This window comes from Brevibacterium luteolum, from assembly GCF_025147615.1.
In the GTDB taxonomy this organism is placed as follows: domain Bacteria; phylum Actinomycetota; class Actinomycetes; order Actinomycetales; family Brevibacteriaceae; genus Brevibacterium; species Brevibacterium luteolum.
In genome coordinates, this window is the sequence record NZ_JALXPM010000056.1 from 1 (window position 1) to 15,539 (window position 15,539).

Here is a 15,539-nt window from a genome sequence, read left to right on the forward strand (position 1 = left end):
TGACATCACTACCACAGAACGGGCCCTCACAGCGGTGAAAACGAGTCCCGGCAGCCTGTGTAACAACTATCGTTGCAGGTCAGGGCGCAAATAAAGTTTTTGAAGATATTTTCGGCCATACCCTGCGGTCCCACCCCGCCGGCCGTGTGAGCGCGGCAGTCCGAGTTCCCCACTCCGCCGATCAGAGCGCGGTCTGATCAGGGCCGGTCCCGGTCGACCTCCTCGGCGAGGAAGGACTGGACACGGGCCATGAGCAGGCAGGCGAGATCCTCGTCGTACTCCGGGGCCGATGGGTCGGTGAACAGGTGCGCGTCGCCAGGGTAGACGAACTGCGCGGCGTTGGCGCTCGCCTCGGCGACGGAGGCGACCAGCAGCTCAGGCGCACCAGCATCGATCCACTCATCGCCGATCGCGTAGTGGATCTGCAGGGGCACCCCGGCCTGCCACGAGGTCTTCTTCGGCACACCTCCGGCGTGGAAGAGCAGCGCGCCGGCCGCGCGGGGATCACGCTTGCCCATCGACTGGGCCATTGCCGCACCGAGTGACCAGCCGCCGAAGACGAGCGGGCCCTCGAGGTCTTCGATAAGGCTGGCGGCCTTCTTCGCAAGCTCCGGGAAGCCGACCTCGTCGCGGTAAGCGATGCCGGCATCGACGGTGTCGAAGACATGGCCCTCGTAGTAGTCGGGGGTGTGGACAGCGTGACCGGCATCGGAGAACTGCGCAGCCAGCTGGGACATGCCCCCGGTCAGGCCGAGCGCGGAGTGGAAGAGCACGAGAGTAGCCATGGCCTCATCCTGGCATACGGGCGTAGCCGTGCCCAGAGGGGCAGGCGGGCCGGTCTCCGCATGCGACCACCGCCTCGGGAACGGCGGGGCGAAAAGGTAGCCTGTGACCATGGCACTACGACGACGCATTCCCCGCTGGAACGATCTCCGCCCGCTCATGCAGTTCGACGTGCAGCTCAACCGGCGCCAGCAGCGCCTGAGCCGCGTCAGCAGCATCGAGGACCTGCGCAAGATCGCCAAGCGACGGACCCCGACCGGGCCGTTCGACTACGTTGATGGGGCGGCCGAGTCCGAGGTCACCCACCGCAGCAACCGCGAGGCGTTCGCCGAGCTCGAATTCGTCCCGGCGATCCTGGCCGGCAACGACCAGCTCGACCTGACCGCCAGCGTGGCCGCGGAGACCTTCCGGTTGCCGGTGGGCATCGCGCCGACCGGATTCACGCGCATGATGCAGGCCGAAGGCGAGATCGCAGGTGTGCGGGCCGCCGAACGGGCCGGGGTGCCGTTCTCGCTGTCGACGATGGGCACACAGTCGATCGAGGACGTCGCGGCGGCGGCGCCGAATGCGACGAAGTGGTTCCAGCTGTACCTGTGGCGCGACCGCGACGCCTCCCATGACCTCATCCAGCGCGCGTGGGCGGCCGGCTACCGCACGCTGCTCGTCACCGTCGACACCGCGATCGCCGGGCGGCGGTTGCGCGATGTGCGCAACGGGCTGACCGTCCCGCCGAAGCTGACGCTGGGAACCGTGCTCGATGCCTCCTACCGGCCCGAATGGTGGATCAACTTCCTCACCACCGACCCGCTGACCTTCGCCTCGCTGTCCGATGACACCTCATCGCTGGCCGCCCTCGTCAACGGCATGTTCGACCCGACCCTGTCGATGGAGGACCTCGCCTGGATCCGCGAGCAGTGGCCCGGGAAGCTTTTCGTCAAAGGTGTGCTCACCGCCGAGGACACGCAGCGCTCACTCGACAACGGCGCCGACGGCCTCGTCGTATCGAACCACGGCGGTCGCCAGCTCGACCGCGCGCCGACGAGCTTCGATGCCCTGCCGGTGGTGCGTGCCGCCGCCGGAGACGATGTCGAGATCATCCTCGACTCCGGAATCATGCACGGTGCCGACATCCTCGCTGCGCTCGCGTACGGTGCCGACTTCACGCTCATCGGCCGGGCGTACCTCTACGGCCTGATGGCCGCTGGTGAGGCCGGCGTGCGCAAGGTCCTCGAACTGCTCGAAGCGCAGATGCGGGTGACCATGCACCTCATGGGTGCCGCGACTCTCGCGGACCTCAACCCGGACATGGTCCGAAAGGCCGAGCGGGGCTGAGGCGAGGGCTGAGGGGCCGGTCAGGGTTCGGGGTTGGGGAGGACTGATGGGACAGCGGATGTTCACCGCCATCCACCCGCCGTCTGAGATCGTGCAGACGCTGGGTGAGCTCGTCGAGCCCCGGCGCGGAATCGACGAGAACCTGCGCTTCACAGCTGAACGGCTGTGGCACGTGACGCTGGCGTTCATGCCCGATGTCACTACCGACTGCGAGGACCGGATCGACGAGATGCTCGCCGAGACCGCCCAGACGATTGCGCCCTTCGACATCGAGTTGGCTGGGGGAGGAGCCTTCCCGAATGCCGCGGAGGCGAAGGTGCTCTACCTCGGGATCGGGGCGGGGCGGGATGAGGTCATCCGCCTGCAGCAGCGGGCGCGCAATGTCGCCAACAATGCCGGCACCCGTGTCGACTCGACCGATCCGGTGCCGCACCTGACGATCGCCCGCACCGGCAGGCGGGCGATCAACGCGACGAAATGGCTGCAGGTGCTCGACGCATTCCCCGCATTGCGGTGGCGGGTCGAGGCGATCAGTCTTGTCGCTTCTCACCGCGGGCACGGGCCGACCCGGCATGAAGTGCTCGGAACGCACCGGCTGACAGGGCGGGGCTGAGCCGGTCGGAGGCGCGATATGCGTTGACTGCTGAATCGAGGAGTCTGGATTCAGCACTCAACGACTATCAGAATCCGGATTCATAGTCGTTGAGTGCAACATCGAGAGGTCTCGAGGCAGCAGTGGACGTTGATGAGTCCCTGGCGCCGGGTTGGATTGGCCGGCTGTGTGCAGTTCGTGTCGAATGGATGAGCCTCGATTCCCCACGAGATGCACACGATCCGACGATTCCGCGTGCGTTTCGTGCAGAAGCGAGTGGTCTGGATTCCACACGAAGTGCCCACAGTGGCGGTGCGCCGCACAGCGGCAGACGCCGGACTGGTTGAGGTCAGACGGTTTCGAGCTCCTGCTCGGCGGCGAGCTGACTGATGGTGAGGGCCATGCGGATGTCTCGGCTTGTCAGCCCGCCGACGTCATGACTCCACAACGTCACCTGCACCTGCGGGTAGGTCAGCAGAATGTCGGGATGGTGATCGGCGTCCTCGGCGGCAGCGCCGACCCGGTTGGTGAACTCCAGACCCGTGGCGAAATCACCGGTGCGGTAGGTCGCGGTAATGGTCTCACCGCGCTGCTGCCAGTCAGCCAGGTTCGCCTCGGCGACCTCGTCAGCGCTGAGCTTCTTCTTCGGATCACTCATGGCTCAACCGTGTCACAGTCGCTGAGCTCACGGTAGTGCGAGTTCGGTGAGGTGAGGTCCCAGTCGCTGCCGTGCAACGGGTGACGGCATCTGCAATCCGGGATAGGCTGTGGCCTAGATCACAGATATCGCACTTCTCGCGGGGGCGATGACTTCGGTGCAACCCTCCACCGCGAGGTGCCAACAGTGCACTGGAGCATTGCGAAAGGCAAGGTGCCGTTATGCCGCTGTACGACTTCCGCTGCCAGACCTGCGGAGTCATCGAAGAATCCTTCTCTATGGCCGATGTGCCAGCTGCCGTGACCTGCCCTGAATGCAGCGGTTCAGCCCGCCGCCAGATCGGTGCCGCTGGACTGCACCGCCAGTCAGCAGCCAAGTCCCTCGTCGAATCGACCGAACGCACCGCACACGAACCATCCGTTGTTTCCTCACTGCCTCACACCAAGCGGGCCCCCCAACCGCGCATCACGCGCAACCCGCTGCACGCCAAACTCCCGCGGCCCTGACGACCACGACGGCGCCGCACTTGTGAAAGGAACGCGCAATGCCGAACAACATCTTTCCGCTCGACTCGACGAAGTCCTTCACCGAGCAGGAGAAGCTCGGGCACAACCGCTGGCACCCCGACATCCCTCCCGTTGAGACCCTCAAGCCCGGCGACACGTTCCGCGCTGACTGCCGTGAGTGGTTCGACGGGGCGATCAAGAACGACGACTCGGCAGATGACATCCGCAATGCTCCGGTGAGCAAGGTCCATGCACTGTCAGGCCCGTTCGCCATCGAGGGCGCGCAGCCAGGAGATCTGCTCGTCGTCGACATCCTCGATGTCGGACCGATCCCACAGGAAGACGAGGGGCCGCTGGCCGGCCAGGGCTGGGGCTACACCGGCATCTTCCCGCGCAGCAACGGCGGATCCTTCCTCGTCGACCAGTTCCCCGATGCCTATAAGGCGATCTGGGACTTCACCGGTCAGACCGCGACATCCCGGCATGTGCCTGGAGTGTCCTTCACCGGCATCATCCACCCGGGTCTCATGGGCACCGCGCCGTCGGCCGAACTGCTGAAGAAGTGGAACAAGCGCGAAGCCGATCTCATCGCCACCGACCCCAATCGCCTTCCGCCTCTGGCGCTGCCGCCGGAGCCCAAGGATGCAGTGCTCGGTGGGCTGACCGGCGAGGCCTTCGCCGCCGCCGCAGCCGAAGGTGCTCGCACGGCACCACCGCGTGAGAACGGCGGAAACCAGGACATCAAGAACCTCACCAAGGGCACCCGTGTCTTCTATCCGGTGTTCGTGCCCGGCGCGAACTTCTCCGTCGGAGACCTGCACTTCTCGCAGGGTGAAGGTGAGATCACCTTCTGCGGTGGCATCGAGATGGGCGGCTTCATCGACCTGCGCGTCGACCTCATCAAGGGCGGCATGGACACCTACGGCGTGAAGGAGAACGCCGTGTTCATGCCGGGCAACGTCGATCCGCAGTACTCGGAATGGCTGTCATTCTCCGGCACCTCGGTCACGCTCGACGGCGAGCAGCGCTACCTCGATTCGCACCTGGCGTATCAGCGGGCCTGCCTGCACGCGATCAACTACCTGACGAAGTTCGGCTACAGCGCTGAGCAGGCTTTCCTGCTGCTCGGCGCGGCGCCGATCGAAGGCCGGTTCTCCGGCGTCGTCGACATCCCGAACTCATGTGCCACCGTCTACCTGCCGACGGCGATCTTCGACATCGACATCCGGCCCTCGGCAGACGGCCCAACGCAGATCGACCCGGGCATCGGAGCGCCGAAGTCAGCGGACTGACAGCGCCGGCGCCGGCTCACGCGGCCACCGTCGCCACGCCAGGTCAGGCGTCTGCCGGGTCGTCGAACATGACGACCTGGCGGACGGCCTGGCCGTCGGCGAGTGTGTCGAGGGCGTCGTTGATCTCCTCCAGCCGGATGTGCCCGGAGATGAGCTCGCCGACCGGCAGCGCACCCTCACGCCACAGTCGCTCATAGACCGGGATATCGCGTGCCGGCACAGCTGAGCCGAGGTAGGAGCCGATGATCGTGCGCGCTTCAGCGGTGAGTACGAGCGGGGTGATCTCCGAACGCGCATCGGGTGCCGGCAGGCCGACAGTCACGGTCGTCCCGCCGACCCCGGTCGCAGCAACGGCGGTCTCAAAGGCCCTCGGATGTCCCGCGGCCTCGATGACGACATGAGCGCGCACACCCTGCTCGGCCACCTCGGCTGGGGTGTGAGCGGCATCGGCACCGAGCTCGATCGCCCGGGACAGCTTCGCCGGATTCGCATCGACGCCGATCACCTTGCCGACGTCGCCACCACCGTCACCACCACCGTCGCTGCCGGTCCGGGCGCGCGTCTTCAGCGACAGCGCGGTGATGAGCGCAGCCATCCCCACCCCGCCCAGTCCGACGACCATGACGTCATCGCCGTCGGCTGGGCGGCCTGCGTTGATGACCGCCCCGCCGCCGGTGAGCACCGCGCAGCCGAGGACTGCGGCGATGTCGGCAGGCACATCCGCTCCGACCGGCACGACCGAGGAGCGGTGCAGCACCGCATGGGTGGCGAAACCGGAGACGCCGAGGTGGTGGCGCACCTCTGCCCCGTCGCGGCGCAGCAGGATCCGGTCGCCGACGAGGGTGCCGGCGTTGTTGACCGCAGTGCCGGGAGTGCACGGCAACTTGCCGTCGGTCGCGCAGTTGGCGCACTGCCCGCAGCGCGGCAGGAACACGGTGCTCACCTGCTGGCCGGGTTCGATGTCGGTGACCTGCTCACCGACCCGTTCGACGATGCCGGAGGCCTCGTGGCCGAGCAGCATCGGGGTGGGCCGGGGCCGGTTGCCGTCGACGACGGACAGATCCGAGTGGCACAGCCCTGCTGCGCGGATGCGCACGAGCACATCTTCAGGGCCGGGTTCGTCGAGGTCGAGGCGGCTGATCGTCAGCGGCCGGGTGTCGGCGTAGGGGCGGCCGGCCCCGATCTGTTCGAGGACGGCTCCGGTGATCTGCATCGTCTCTCCCCTCAGCCCGGCAGGCGCGGCCTGCCCGGATTCCGGCAGTGGAATCCTCATCGTAAGGCGGCGGTGAGCGTCAGATCAATGCCTGTGCATCCTCAGTTCCCGGTGAAGTCCGCGGCGTTCCCGATGAAGTCCGCGGCGAGCTTCTCCGCCCCGCGGGCGACGATCGCGACATCAGCGCCGACGAGGATGAACTGGGCACCGGCCTCGGCATAGGCGCGCGCGGTGTCCGGGTCGAAGGCGTTGACACCGGCGAAGGTGCCGGCCGCCCGCACCTCGGCGAGCACCGAGCGCACCGCAGCGACCACCTCGGGGTGGGTCTGCTGGCCGAGGTGCCCCATCGAGGCGGCGAGGTCGGAGGGCCCGACGAACACCCCGTCGATGCCCGGCGTCGAGGCGATCGCCGCGGCGTTCTCCACCCCGGTGCGCGTCTCGATCTGCACGAACACAGACACGTGCGCGGCGGCTTCGGTGAGATAGTCCGGCACCCGGTTCCAGCGCGCCGAGCGCGCCAGCGCCGAACCGACACCGCGCACCCCAGCCGGCGGATACTGCGCAGCCGCCGCCACCGCCTCGGCCTCGGCCCGCGTCGAGACCATCGGCACGAGGATGTTCTGCGCGCCCAGATCGAGGACCTGCTTGATGATCGTCGCATCGGCCACCGGCACCCGCACGACCGGCGTCGTCGGGTAGGCGGAGACGGCGTAGAGCTGGTGGAGGACCGCTTCGAGGCTGTTGGGCGTGTGCTCCATGTCGATGAGCAGCCAGTCGAGGCCGGCCCCGGCCATGATCTCGGCCATCGTCGGCGAGCCCGACGACACCCAGCCGCCGTAGAGCGTGCGCCCGGCAGCAGTGCCCGCGCCCGAGGCGCCGGTCGCCTGCGCATCAGACGCGCCCGGGGCGCCGGTCGCCTGCTGCAGTTCGGCGGCGAAGGTCGGGTTCAGACGAAGCGGCATGAGATCGTTCCCATCTGTCCATAGTCGGCCAGCACGGTGTCGCCGGGCTGGACCCACATCGGTTTCGTGAAGGAGCCGGCGAGGATGACCTCACCGGCGGCGAGGCTGTCACCGTGCTCGGCGAGCTTGTTCGCCAGCCACACGACACCCATTGCCGGGTGGTTGAGCACTGCGGCGGCGACACCGGAGTCCTCGATCGACTCGTTGCGGTACAGCAGCGCGGAGACCCAGCGCAGGTCGACGTCATGCGGGTCGGCCGGGTTGCCGCCGATCACCATCGCACCCATCGCGGCGTTGTCGCTGATGGTGTCGACGATGCTGCGGCCCTCCATCTCGACGCGGCTGTCGAGGATCTCCAGGGCTGGGATGACGTACTCGGTGGCGCGCATGACGTCGAAGACGGTGACGTCGGGGCCCTGGAGCGGCTCCTTGAGTGCGAAGGCGAGCTCGACTTCGATGCGCACTCCGGAGAACTGCTCATGCTCGATGACTGAACCGTTTTCGAACACCATGTCGGAGAAGATGACGCCGTAGTCCGGTTCGCTGATCCCGGTCGCCTGCTGCATGACCTTCGAGGTCAGGCCGATCTTGCGCCCAGCCTGCTTCCGCCCGGCGGCGATCTGGCGGCGGCGCCACTCGTTCTGCACCGCATAGGCGTCCTCGACGGTCATAGACTCGAACCGGGCGGTCAGCCGCGGGATCTGGGTGTGGGTGCGCTCAGCCTCGGCGAGCTCGTCGGCGATCTGGGCGATGGTCTGCTCATCGAGCATGGGGTCTCCTTCCAGGCGGAGGTGCCCACCGCCTCGGGAACGGTGGCCTGGCAGCGGCTGCTGAGGGCAGCGACCGCGCCCGAGGCGGTGGTGCGGGTGGGATGGGATGGATCAGAGCTGGTGGCCGAGCTTGTATTCGCCCTGCTTCCACTCCGGCATCGATTCCGCGTCGTCTTCGCGGGTGTAGGAGAAGCCGTCGGCGCCGATGGTGACCTCCATCTCCGAATCGTCCTCACGGGACACGAGCGGCTGTGGCTTGCCGTCGAGGTCGAGGACGAGGGAGGCGTCGGTGTACCAGCTCGGCACGACCGGGGTGCCCCACCAGTCGCGGCGCTGGTTGTCATGCACGTCCCAGGTCACGACCGGGTTGTCCGGGTCGCCGGTGTAGTAGTCCTGCGTGTAGATCTCCACCCGGTGGCCGTCGGGGTCGCGCAGGTAGAGGTAGAAGGCGTTCGACACGCCGTGGCGGCCGGGGCCGCGCTCGATGTGGTCCGACAGCCGCAGGGCGCCGAGCTTGTCGCAGATGGCGAGGATGTTGTGCTTCTCGTGCGTGGCGAAGGCAACGTGGTGCATGCGCGGGCCGTCGCCGCCGGTCATCGCGGTGTCATGCACGGTCGGCTTGCGGCGCATCCAGGCGGCGTAGACGGTGCCCTCGGAGTCGCGGATGTCCTCGGTGGTGCGGAAGCCGAGGTCGTCCATGTACTTCACCGCCCGCGGCACATCCGGGGTGACCTGGTTGAAGTGGTCGAGGCGGACGAGCGCGCCAGGCGTGTAGAGGTCGTAGCGCCAGGCCAGGCGCTCGACGTGCTCGACGTCGTAGAAGAACTCGTACGGGAAGCCCAGCGGATCCTCGACGCGGACCGAGTCGCCGATGCCCTTGACGAAGCCGTCCGTGCGGCGTTCGACGCGGCAGCCGAGCTCGGTGAAGTACGCCTCGGCGCGGTCGACGTCCTCCGGGGTGCGGACCCGGTAGGAGAACGCGGCGACCGCGGCGACGTCGCCCTTGCGCAGCACGAGGTTGTGGTGGATGAACTCCTCGAAGGAGCGCAGGTAGATGGCGTTGTCGTCCTCTGCGGTCACGACGAGGCCGAGCACGTCGACGTAGAAGTCGCGAGAGCGCTTGAGATCGGTGACCTGGATCTCCATGTACGCGCAGCGCAGCACATCGGGTGCCGGGGCCTGCGGGGTCGGAATCGGGTTGGCGGGCGGTGGTGTGGTGGTCATGACGGCTCCTTACTTCTTGCGCGATGCGCTCACTGCTTGCCGAATGACGGGTTGTGGACCTTGCCGAGGTTGATGTGCACGGCCTGCTGATCGGTGTAGAAGTCGATCGAGCGGTAGCCGCCCTCGTGGCCGAGACCGGATGCCTTGACGCCGCCGAAGGGCGTGCGCAGGTCGCGGACGTTGTTGGAGTTCAGCCACACCATGCCCGACTCGACGGCCTGGGCGAAGTTGTGGGCGCGCTTGAGGTCGTTGGTCCACACGTAGGCGGCCAGGCCGTACTTCGTGTTGTTGGCCAGCTCGAGCGCCTCCTCCTCGGTGTCGAACGGGGTGATCGCGACGACCGGTCCGAAGATCTCCTCCTGGAAGATCCGGGCGGTCGGCGGGACGTCGACGAACACGGTCGGGGCGACGAAGTTGCCGAACTCGAAGCCCTCCGGGCGGCCGCCGCCGGCGGCGAGCTTCGCCTCGGTCTTGCCGATCTCGACGTAGCTCATAACCTTCTCGAAGTGCTCCGGGTGCACGAGCGCGCCGACCTCGGTCTTCGGATCGTGCGGGTAGCCGACCTTGACGCGCTTGGCCTGAGCGGCGTACTTCTCGACGAACTCGTCGTAGATGCTGCGCTGGACGAGGATGCGCGAACCGGCCGTGCAGCGCTCGCCGTTGAGGGAGAACACGCCGAAGACGCAGGCGTCGACAGCGCCGTCGAGGTCGGCGTCGTCGAAGACGATGGCCGGGGACTTGCCGCCGAGCTCCATCGACAGGCCCTTGAGGTGCGGGGCTGCGTTGGCGAAGATCAGCTGGCCGGTCTTCGACTCACCGGTGAAGGAGATGAGCGGGACGTCGGGGTGCTTGACGAGCGCATCGCCGGCGTCCTCGCCGATGCCGTTGACGAGGTTGAACACGCCGGCTGGCAGCTCGGCCTCCTCGAAGATCCCAGCCCACAGCGAGGCCGAGAGCGGGGTGAACTCCGCCGGCTTGAGCACGACGGTGTTGCCGGTGGCCAGGGCCGGGCCGAGCTTCCAGGACTCGAGCATGAACGGGGTGTTCCATGGGGTGATGAGGCCGGCGACGCCGATCGGCTTGCGGTTGACGTAGTTGATCTGGCGGCCGGGGACCTTGAAGGTGTCATCGGTCTGGGCGACGATGAGGTCGGCGAAGAACCGGAAGTTCTCGGCCGCGCGGCGGGCCTGGCCGAGCGCCTGGGAGATCGGCAGACCGGAGTCGAAGGACTCCAGTTCGGCCAGCCGGTCGCCGCGGGTCTCGACGATGTCGGCGATGCGGTGCAGCACGCGCGAGCGCTCACGCGGCAGCATCTTCGGCCACGGGCCCTCGGTGAAGGCCTTGCGGGCGGCTTCGACGGCACGGTCAATGTCGGCCTTCTTGCCGGCGGCGGCCTGCACGTAGGTCTCGTTCGACACCGGTTCGAGGACGTCGAAGGTGCTGCCGTCGAGCGAGTCGACGGACTCGCCGTTGATGTAGTGCTGGATCCGCTCGGGCAGATCAGCCGGCACGTGGCGCTCGCTCAGCGATGCCTGGTTCGGGGTGTCAGTGTTCGTCATGGATTCCCTCCGAGTGTCGGTGCGCCCAGGGCCGGACGCAGTCAGTGGGTGAAACGGATCAGGTGGGCAGATGCGATCAGGTGGGCAGGTGGTCAGTGGTGGCCGGTTGCCGGTCGGCTGCCGGCCCGGTCGGCGAGGTGGCGGGATTGCGGTCGAGGAACGCCTGCAGGGTCCGGTGGCGGTGGTTGCGGGCGGCGAGCTCGATGTCGATGGACTCGGCTCCATCGCGGATGAGCCCGAGGATCTGCGCATGCTCGACGACCGACTCCTCGGCCCGGCCGGGCACGAACGTGAACGTCGAATCGCGCAGTCCCGACATCCGCGTCCAGCAGCGGTGCACCTGCTCGAGGACGAGCGGGTTGGGACACGCCCTGAACAGCACGGAGTGGAACTCCTTGTTCAGCTGCGTGAAGTAGTTGGGGTCGAGCCGGTCGAGCAGCGAACGCATCCGCTCGTTGATCGCCTCGGCCTCATCGAGGGCAGCCGCATCGAGCAGCGGCGCCGACAGCGCGGTCGCATAGCCTTCGACCACGCCGAGGGTCTGCATCGCGTCGAGGTAGGCGCGCTCGTCGACGAGTGCGACACGCGCGCCGACGTTGCGGTCGTACTCGACGAGCCCCTCGGCCTCGAGCCGGCGGATCGCCTCGCGCACCGGGATCGCGCTCATCTGCAGCTCCCCGGCGATGGGGGAGAGGACGAGGCGGTACCCGGAGCCGAACTCCTTTGACAGGATCCGTTCGCGGATCCAGTCGTAGGCCCGCTGCGACTTCGAGGCTACGACGGTCGTCTCGACCTCCGGTGGGCTCGCCGTCGCCGAGGCGGTGGCTGGCTGGCGGCTCATGACCGGCCAGCCTGCTGGTCGGCTTCGTACTTCGCGCGCCAGTCCTTGTTCATCGGGAACAGTCCGTCGACCGGGTGGCCGTCGGCGACCTGCTCGAAGACCCAGGCGTCCTCGGTCTCCTTCTTCGCTGCCGCCTCGGCGACCTCCTCGGCCAGGGCCGGGGGGATGACGATGGCGCCGTCGTCATCGGCGACGATGATGTCGCCGGGCTGCACGACGGTGCCGCCGCAGCTGATCGTCAGGTCGGTGTCCCACGGCACGTGGCGGCGGCCGAGCACGGCAGGGTGTGCACCCTGGGAGAAGACCGGGATGTCGATGTCGGCGACGGCGGCGTAGTCGCGCACACCGCCGTCGGTGATGATGCCGGCGGCACCGCGGGTCTTGGCGCGCAGGGCGAGGATGTCGCCGAGGGTGCCCGAGCCGGTCTCGCCGCGGGCCTCGATGACGATGACTTCGCCTTCGCCGACGGTGTCGAAGCAGCGCTTCTGGGCGTTGAAGCCTCCGCCGTGGCTCGTGAACAGGTCCTCGCGGCCGGCGATGAAGCGCAACGTCTTGGCGGTGCCGACGATCTTGGCGCCCGGACGGTTCGAGCGCACCCCGTCGATGGTGACGTTGTTCAGGCCGCGCTGGCGCAGCTGCTGGGAGAGTCCGGCGACCGGGATCTCGGCGAGTGTGGCGCGCAGCTCATCGGTTAGGGCCGGCTCTGGTGCCAGGCCGGCGGCCTCGCGGGAGCCGTAGGCCTCCTCGCGCTGGGTGTCGTCGACCTTCGGCAGGGAGCCGATCTCGGCATCGAAGTCACCCGGGCCCTCGACGACGGTGCTGACCAGCCGTCCGGTCGACGGGGCGCCGGCGGCTTCGGGGGCGTCGACCTCGATCTCGATGACGTCGCCGGGTTCGGCGACCGAGGAGCCGGCTGGGGTGCCGGTGAGGATGATGTCGCCGGTCTCCAGGGTCACGTGCTGGGACAGGTCGGCGATGAGCTGGGCGAAGGGGAAGAACATGCCGGCACCGGTGTCCTCCTGCACGAGGTTCCCGTTGTGCCAGGTGCGCACGCGCAGCTGCTCAGGGGACACCTCGGCGGCGGTGATGAGGCCGGGGCCGAGCGGCGTGTAGCCGTCGCGGCCCTTATTGCGCAGGTTCGAGCCCTTGTCGTTGGAGCGCAGATCGTACAGGCCCCAGTCGTTGGCCGCGGTCACCCAGCCGACGTGCGACCAGGCATCGGCGGGGTTCACCCGCTGGGCAGGCGTGCCGATGATGAGGGCGATCTCGCCTTCGTAGGCGAGCAGCTCGGTGCCGGCCGGGCGGGCGACCTCCGCGCCTGCCGGGTCACCGGAGGCGGCCACCGAGCTCAGCGGCTTGATGAAGTACGAGGGGCTGGCCGGCTTGCGGCCGCGAAGGGCGGCGCGGGACTCGTAGCTGAGGTGGACGGCGATGATCTTGCCGGGCACCTGGGGCAACGCGGCAGTGCGCTGGTTCGTCGCGGCGTCGGTGTCCATGGGCTCCTTGCTTTCTGCTGGTGATACTGCCTGTGAGGCAGGTCTCTGAAACGGCTTCGGATGTGATCAGCTTTACACAATATCTGAAATCATATATCTTTTCATCTATCACTGTGAGCACCCTCACCCGGACCGCGAATATTCCGCAGCGCATACTCTGCAGCCGCGCCTGGCTGCACTGCCTGGCCGCACCGCCTGGCTGCGCCGCCGTGGCATCGCGAACTCAGGGCTTCTGCGGTCTGGAGAGGCGTCTAAGGAGCGTTCATGTACACCGACCGCCTGGGAACTGCCGGCCGCTGAGCCGCGCGAAGCCAAAGGAGCCTCAGATGCAATTCCACCACCACGGATACGTCACCCACGACCCGCTGATCGAACCGGCCGCCGGCATCGGCGTCGACCGGCCCGAGGAGCTGCCCGATGAGATGGACGTCCTCATCGTCGGCACCGGCCCGGCCGGCATGATCACCGCCGCCCAGCTCGCGCAGTTCCCCGACGTGCACACCCGGATCATCGAACGCCGCCCCGACCGGCTGGCGATCGGGCAGGCCGACGGCATCCAGGCGCGCAGCGTCGAGACCTTCCAGGCTTTCGGGTTCGCCAACCGGCTCATCGACGAGGCCTACCGGATCACCGAGATGTGCTTCTGGGGCCCCGATCCAGACAACCCGGAGAACATCGTGCGCCAGTCGCGCCCGGCCGATGATCCGCACGGGATCTCCGAGTTCCCGCACCTCATCGTCAACCAGGCCCGCATCCAGGACCACTTCGCTGAGTTCATGCACAACTCGCCGGCGCGCATGAAGCCCGACTACGGCTGGGAGATGGTCGGCCTGTCCCGCGATGACGCCCAGGAGCACCCGGTCGCCGTCGAGCTGCGCCGCACCACCGGACCCGATGAGGGCAGCACCCGCACGGTGCGTGCGAAGTACGTCGTCGGCTGCGACGGCGCGCACTCGCAGGTGCGCAAGGCGATCGGCCGCAAACCGCAGGGTGACCAGGCCTTCCACGCTTGGGGCGTGATGGACGTGCTCGCCGTCACCGACTTCCCCGACATCCGCACGAAATGCGCGATCCAGTCGAGCTCCGGCGGCAACATCCTCCACATTCCGCGCGAGGGTGGCTACCTGTTCCGCATGTACGTCGACTTGGGCGAGGTGTCACCCGAGGACGCCGGTGCGATCCGCAAGACCACCGTCGAGGACACGATCGCCAAGGCGAACGCGATCATCCACCCGTACTCCCTCGACGTCAAGAACGTCGCCTGGTACTCCGTCTACGAGGTCGGCCACCGGGTCACCGACCGGTTCGACGACGTCGACGACGGCGATGAGCGCACTCCGCGCGTCTTCATCACCGGCGACGCCTGCCACACCCACTCGGCCAAGGCCGGGCAGGGCATGAACGTGTCGATGCAGGACGGGTTCAACATCTCCTGGAAGCTCGGCCATGTGCTCTCCGGCCTGGCCCCGGAATCGCTGCTGCGCACCTATTCGCAGGAGCGGCAGCCGGTGGCGCAGAACCTCATCGACTTCGACAAGGAATGGTCGACGCTCATGGCGAAGAAGTCGAGCGAGTTCGAGGACCCGGCGTTCCTCGCCGACTTCTACGTCAAGACCGCTGAGTTCCCGGCCGGCTTCATGACCGAGTACGACTCGGCCCCGCTGACCGGCAGCGCCGAGCACCAGCAGCTGGCCGCAGGCTTCCCGCTGGGCAAGCGCTTCAAGTCGGCCCCGGTCGTCCGCGTCGCCGATGCGGTGCCGCTGCACCTGGGCCACCACGCCCGGGCCGATGGCCGCTGGCGCATCTACGTCTTCGCCGACGCCCCGGCAGTCGGGGCCGCGGACTCGAAGCTCGCCGGCTGGGCTGACTGGATGGCAGGCGACGCCGCCTCGCCGCTGCGCGTGCACACGCCGGCCGGCGCGGACCCGGACGCCCTCTTCGACGTCAAGGTCGTCTACCAGCAGGCGCATCACGAGTTCGAGGTCACCTCCGTGCCCGAAGTGTTCCGCCCGAAGGTCGGCCCGTACGAGCTCATCGACCAGGAGAAGGTCTTCGCGACCGCCCCGCAGGACACCCATGAGAGCGACCGCCACCTCGCCGGCGACATCTTCGCGATGCGCGAGATCTCCCGCGAAGGCGCTGTCGTCATCGTCCGGCCCGACCAGTACGTCTCCGCCGTGCTGCCGCTCGATCGTCCCGAGCTCGTCGGTGAGCACTTCGCTCCGCTGCTCCACCGCGTGTGAGGCTCGGGTCTTGAGTCTCTGCTGGTGAATCCCGGCTGGTGACTTCCAGCTGGTGATCCCGTCCCCGA

The 15,539-nt window shown here is 67.8% G+C and carries 14 protein-coding genes; 5 read left to right on the top strand and 9 right to left on the bottom strand.

Annotated elements, in window-relative coordinates; genetic code table 11:
• Positions 1-197: 197 nt before the first annotated feature.
• Complete coding sequence (locus tag M3C25_RS11745) at positions 198-785, bottom strand: dienelactone hydrolase family protein (protein WP_259856846.1); 588 nt, start codon at positions 783-785, stop codon at positions 198-200.
• Between the two features lie 109 nt (positions 786-894).
• Between M3C25_RS11745 and M3C25_RS11750 the strand changes: the two genes are divergently transcribed.
• Together M3C25_RS11750 and thpR are read left to right on the top strand one after the other, a co-directional pair.
• Complete coding sequence (locus M3C25_RS11750) at positions 895-2,115, top strand: alpha-hydroxy acid oxidase (protein WP_259856848.1); 1,221 nt, start codon at positions 895-897, stop codon at positions 2,113-2,115.
• 46 nt (positions 2,116-2,161) lie between these two features.
• Positions 2,162-2,728: an RNA 2',3'-cyclic phosphodiesterase gene (gene thpR, locus M3C25_RS11755; protein WP_191725333.1), complete on the top strand. Its 567-nt coding sequence runs from the start codon at positions 2,162-2,164 to the stop codon at positions 2,726-2,728.
• A 328-nt stretch (positions 2,729-3,056) separates the two neighbouring features.
• On the opposite strand, the gene M3C25_RS11760 is transcribed toward thpR, so the two are convergent.
• Positions 3,057-3,365, bottom strand: a complete 309-nt coding sequence (locus M3C25_RS11760) for a 4a-hydroxytetrahydrobiopterin dehydratase (protein ID WP_102162378.1) — start codon at positions 3,363-3,365, stop codon at positions 3,057-3,059.
• 221 nt (positions 3,366-3,586) lie between these two features.
• Here M3C25_RS11760 and M3C25_RS11765 point away from each other — a divergent pair, with 221 nt between their 5' ends.
• Both M3C25_RS11765 and fmdA read left to right on the top strand, forming a co-directional pair.
• Positions 3,587-3,871 (top strand): FmdB family zinc ribbon protein, encoded by a 285-nt coding sequence (locus M3C25_RS11765; protein WP_170273715.1) that lies wholly within the window; start codon positions 3,587-3,589, stop codon positions 3,869-3,871.
• A 38-nt stretch (positions 3,872-3,909) separates the two neighbouring features.
• Positions 3,910-5,163 (top strand): formamidase, encoded by a 1,254-nt coding sequence (gene fmdA, locus M3C25_RS11770; RefSeq protein ID WP_259856852.1) that lies wholly within the window; start codon positions 3,910-3,912, stop codon positions 5,161-5,163.
• Positions 5,164-5,206: 43 nt separating this feature from the next.
• Here the strand turns inward: fmdA and M3C25_RS11775 are convergent, their stop codons facing one another.
• The 7 genes from M3C25_RS11775 to M3C25_RS11805 form a co-directional block, all read right to left on the bottom strand.
• The gene (locus tag M3C25_RS11775) at positions 5,207-6,376 is read right to left on the bottom strand and encodes an alcohol dehydrogenase catalytic domain-containing protein (protein ID WP_102162375.1); all 1,170 of its coding nucleotides are present in this window, start codon (positions 6,374-6,376) and stop codon (positions 5,207-5,209) included.
• A gap of 101 nt (positions 6,377-6,477) precedes the next feature.
• Positions 6,478-7,338, bottom strand: coding sequence for an HpcH/HpaI aldolase family protein (locus M3C25_RS11780; protein WP_259856854.1), 861 nt, complete (start codon positions 7,336-7,338; stop codon positions 6,478-6,480).
• A complete protein-coding gene (hpaH, locus tag M3C25_RS11785) occupies positions 7,323-8,108 on the bottom strand; it encodes a 2-oxo-hept-4-ene-1,7-dioate hydratase (RefSeq protein WP_102162373.1) in 786 nt (261 codons plus the stop codon). Before hpaH ends, M3C25_RS11780 begins: the two co-directional genes overlap by 16 nt.
• Before the next feature lie 111 nt (positions 8,109-8,219).
• The gene (gene hpaD / locus M3C25_RS11790; protein WP_259856856.1) at positions 8,220-9,332 is read right to left on the bottom strand and encodes a 3,4-dihydroxyphenylacetate 2,3-dioxygenase; all 1,113 of its coding nucleotides are present in this window, start codon (positions 9,330-9,332) and stop codon (positions 8,220-8,222) included.
• A gap of 29 nt (positions 9,333-9,361) precedes the next feature.
• Positions 9,362-10,891 carry a 5-carboxymethyl-2-hydroxymuconate semialdehyde dehydrogenase gene (hpaE, locus tag M3C25_RS11795; protein WP_259856857.1) on the bottom strand — a complete coding sequence of 510 codons (1,530 nt, stop codon included), beginning with the start codon at positions 10,889-10,891 and terminating at the stop codon, positions 9,362-9,364.
• A gap of 76 nt (positions 10,892-10,967) precedes the next feature.
• On the bottom strand, positions 10,968-11,732 hold the full coding sequence (locus tag M3C25_RS11800; RefSeq protein ID WP_259856859.1) for a GntR family transcriptional regulator: 765 nt from the start codon (positions 11,730-11,732) through the stop codon (positions 10,968-10,970).
• Entirely contained in the window at positions 11,729-13,228 is a 1,500-nt protein-coding gene (locus tag M3C25_RS11805; protein ID WP_259856860.1) for a fumarylacetoacetate hydrolase family protein, read from the bottom strand. The genes M3C25_RS11800 and M3C25_RS11805 overlap by 4 nt, the downstream gene beginning before the upstream one ends.
• Before the next feature lie 326 nt (positions 13,229-13,554).
• Between M3C25_RS11805 and M3C25_RS11810 the strand changes: the two genes are divergently transcribed.
• The gene (locus M3C25_RS11810) at positions 13,555-15,471 is read left to right on the top strand and encodes an FAD-binding monooxygenase (RefSeq protein WP_259856862.1); all 1,917 of its coding nucleotides are present in this window, start codon (positions 13,555-13,557) and stop codon (positions 15,469-15,471) included.
• Positions 15,472-15,539: the final 68 nt, after the last annotated feature.

Excerpts from the sequence above, each read along its gene's own strand:
- M3C25_RS11745 (WP_259856846.1), bottom strand. The coding sequence starts at position 785 with ATGGCTACTCTCGTGCTCTTCCACTCCGCGCTCGGCCTGACCGGGGGC.
- M3C25_RS11750 (WP_259856848.1), top strand. The coding sequence starts at position 895 with ATGGCACTACGACGACGCATTCCCCGCTGGAACGATCTCCGCCCGCTC.
- thpR (WP_191725333.1), top strand. The coding sequence starts at position 2,162 with ATGGGACAGCGGATGTTCACCGCCATCCACCCGCCGTCTGAGATCGTG.
- M3C25_RS11760 (WP_102162378.1), bottom strand. The coding sequence starts at position 3,365 with ATGAGTGATCCGAAGAAGAAGCTCAGCGCTGACGAGGTCGCCGAGGCG.
- M3C25_RS11765 (WP_170273715.1), top strand. The coding sequence starts at position 3,587 with ATGCCGCTGTACGACTTCCGCTGCCAGACCTGCGGAGTCATCGAAGAA.
- fmdA (WP_259856852.1), top strand. The coding sequence starts at position 3,910 with ATGCCGAACAACATCTTTCCGCTCGACTCGACGAAGTCCTTCACCGAG.
- M3C25_RS11775 (WP_102162375.1), bottom strand. The coding sequence starts at position 6,376 with ATGCAGATCACCGGAGCCGTCCTCGAACAGATCGGGGCCGGCCGCCCC.
- M3C25_RS11780 (WP_259856854.1), bottom strand. The coding sequence starts at position 7,338 with ATGCCGCTTCGTCTGAACCCGACCTTCGCCGCCGAACTGCAGCAGGCG.
- hpaH (WP_102162373.1), bottom strand. The coding sequence starts at position 8,108 with ATGCTCGATGAGCAGACCATCGCCCAGATCGCCGACGAGCTCGCCGAG.
- hpaD (WP_259856856.1), bottom strand. The coding sequence starts at position 9,332 with ATGACCACCACACCACCGCCCGCCAACCCGATTCCGACCCCGCAGGCC.
- hpaE (WP_259856857.1), bottom strand. The coding sequence starts at position 10,891 with ATGACGAACACTGACACCCCGAACCAGGCATCGCTGAGCGAGCGCCAC.
- M3C25_RS11800 (WP_259856859.1), bottom strand. The coding sequence starts at position 11,732 with ATGAGCCGCCAGCCAGCCACCGCCTCGGCGACGGCGAGCCCACCGGAG.
- M3C25_RS11805 (WP_259856860.1), bottom strand. The coding sequence starts at position 13,228 with ATGGACACCGACGCCGCGACGAACCAGCGCACTGCCGCGTTGCCCCAG.
- M3C25_RS11810 (WP_259856862.1), top strand. The coding sequence starts at position 13,555 with ATGCAATTCCACCACCACGGATACGTCACCCACGACCCGCTGATCGAA.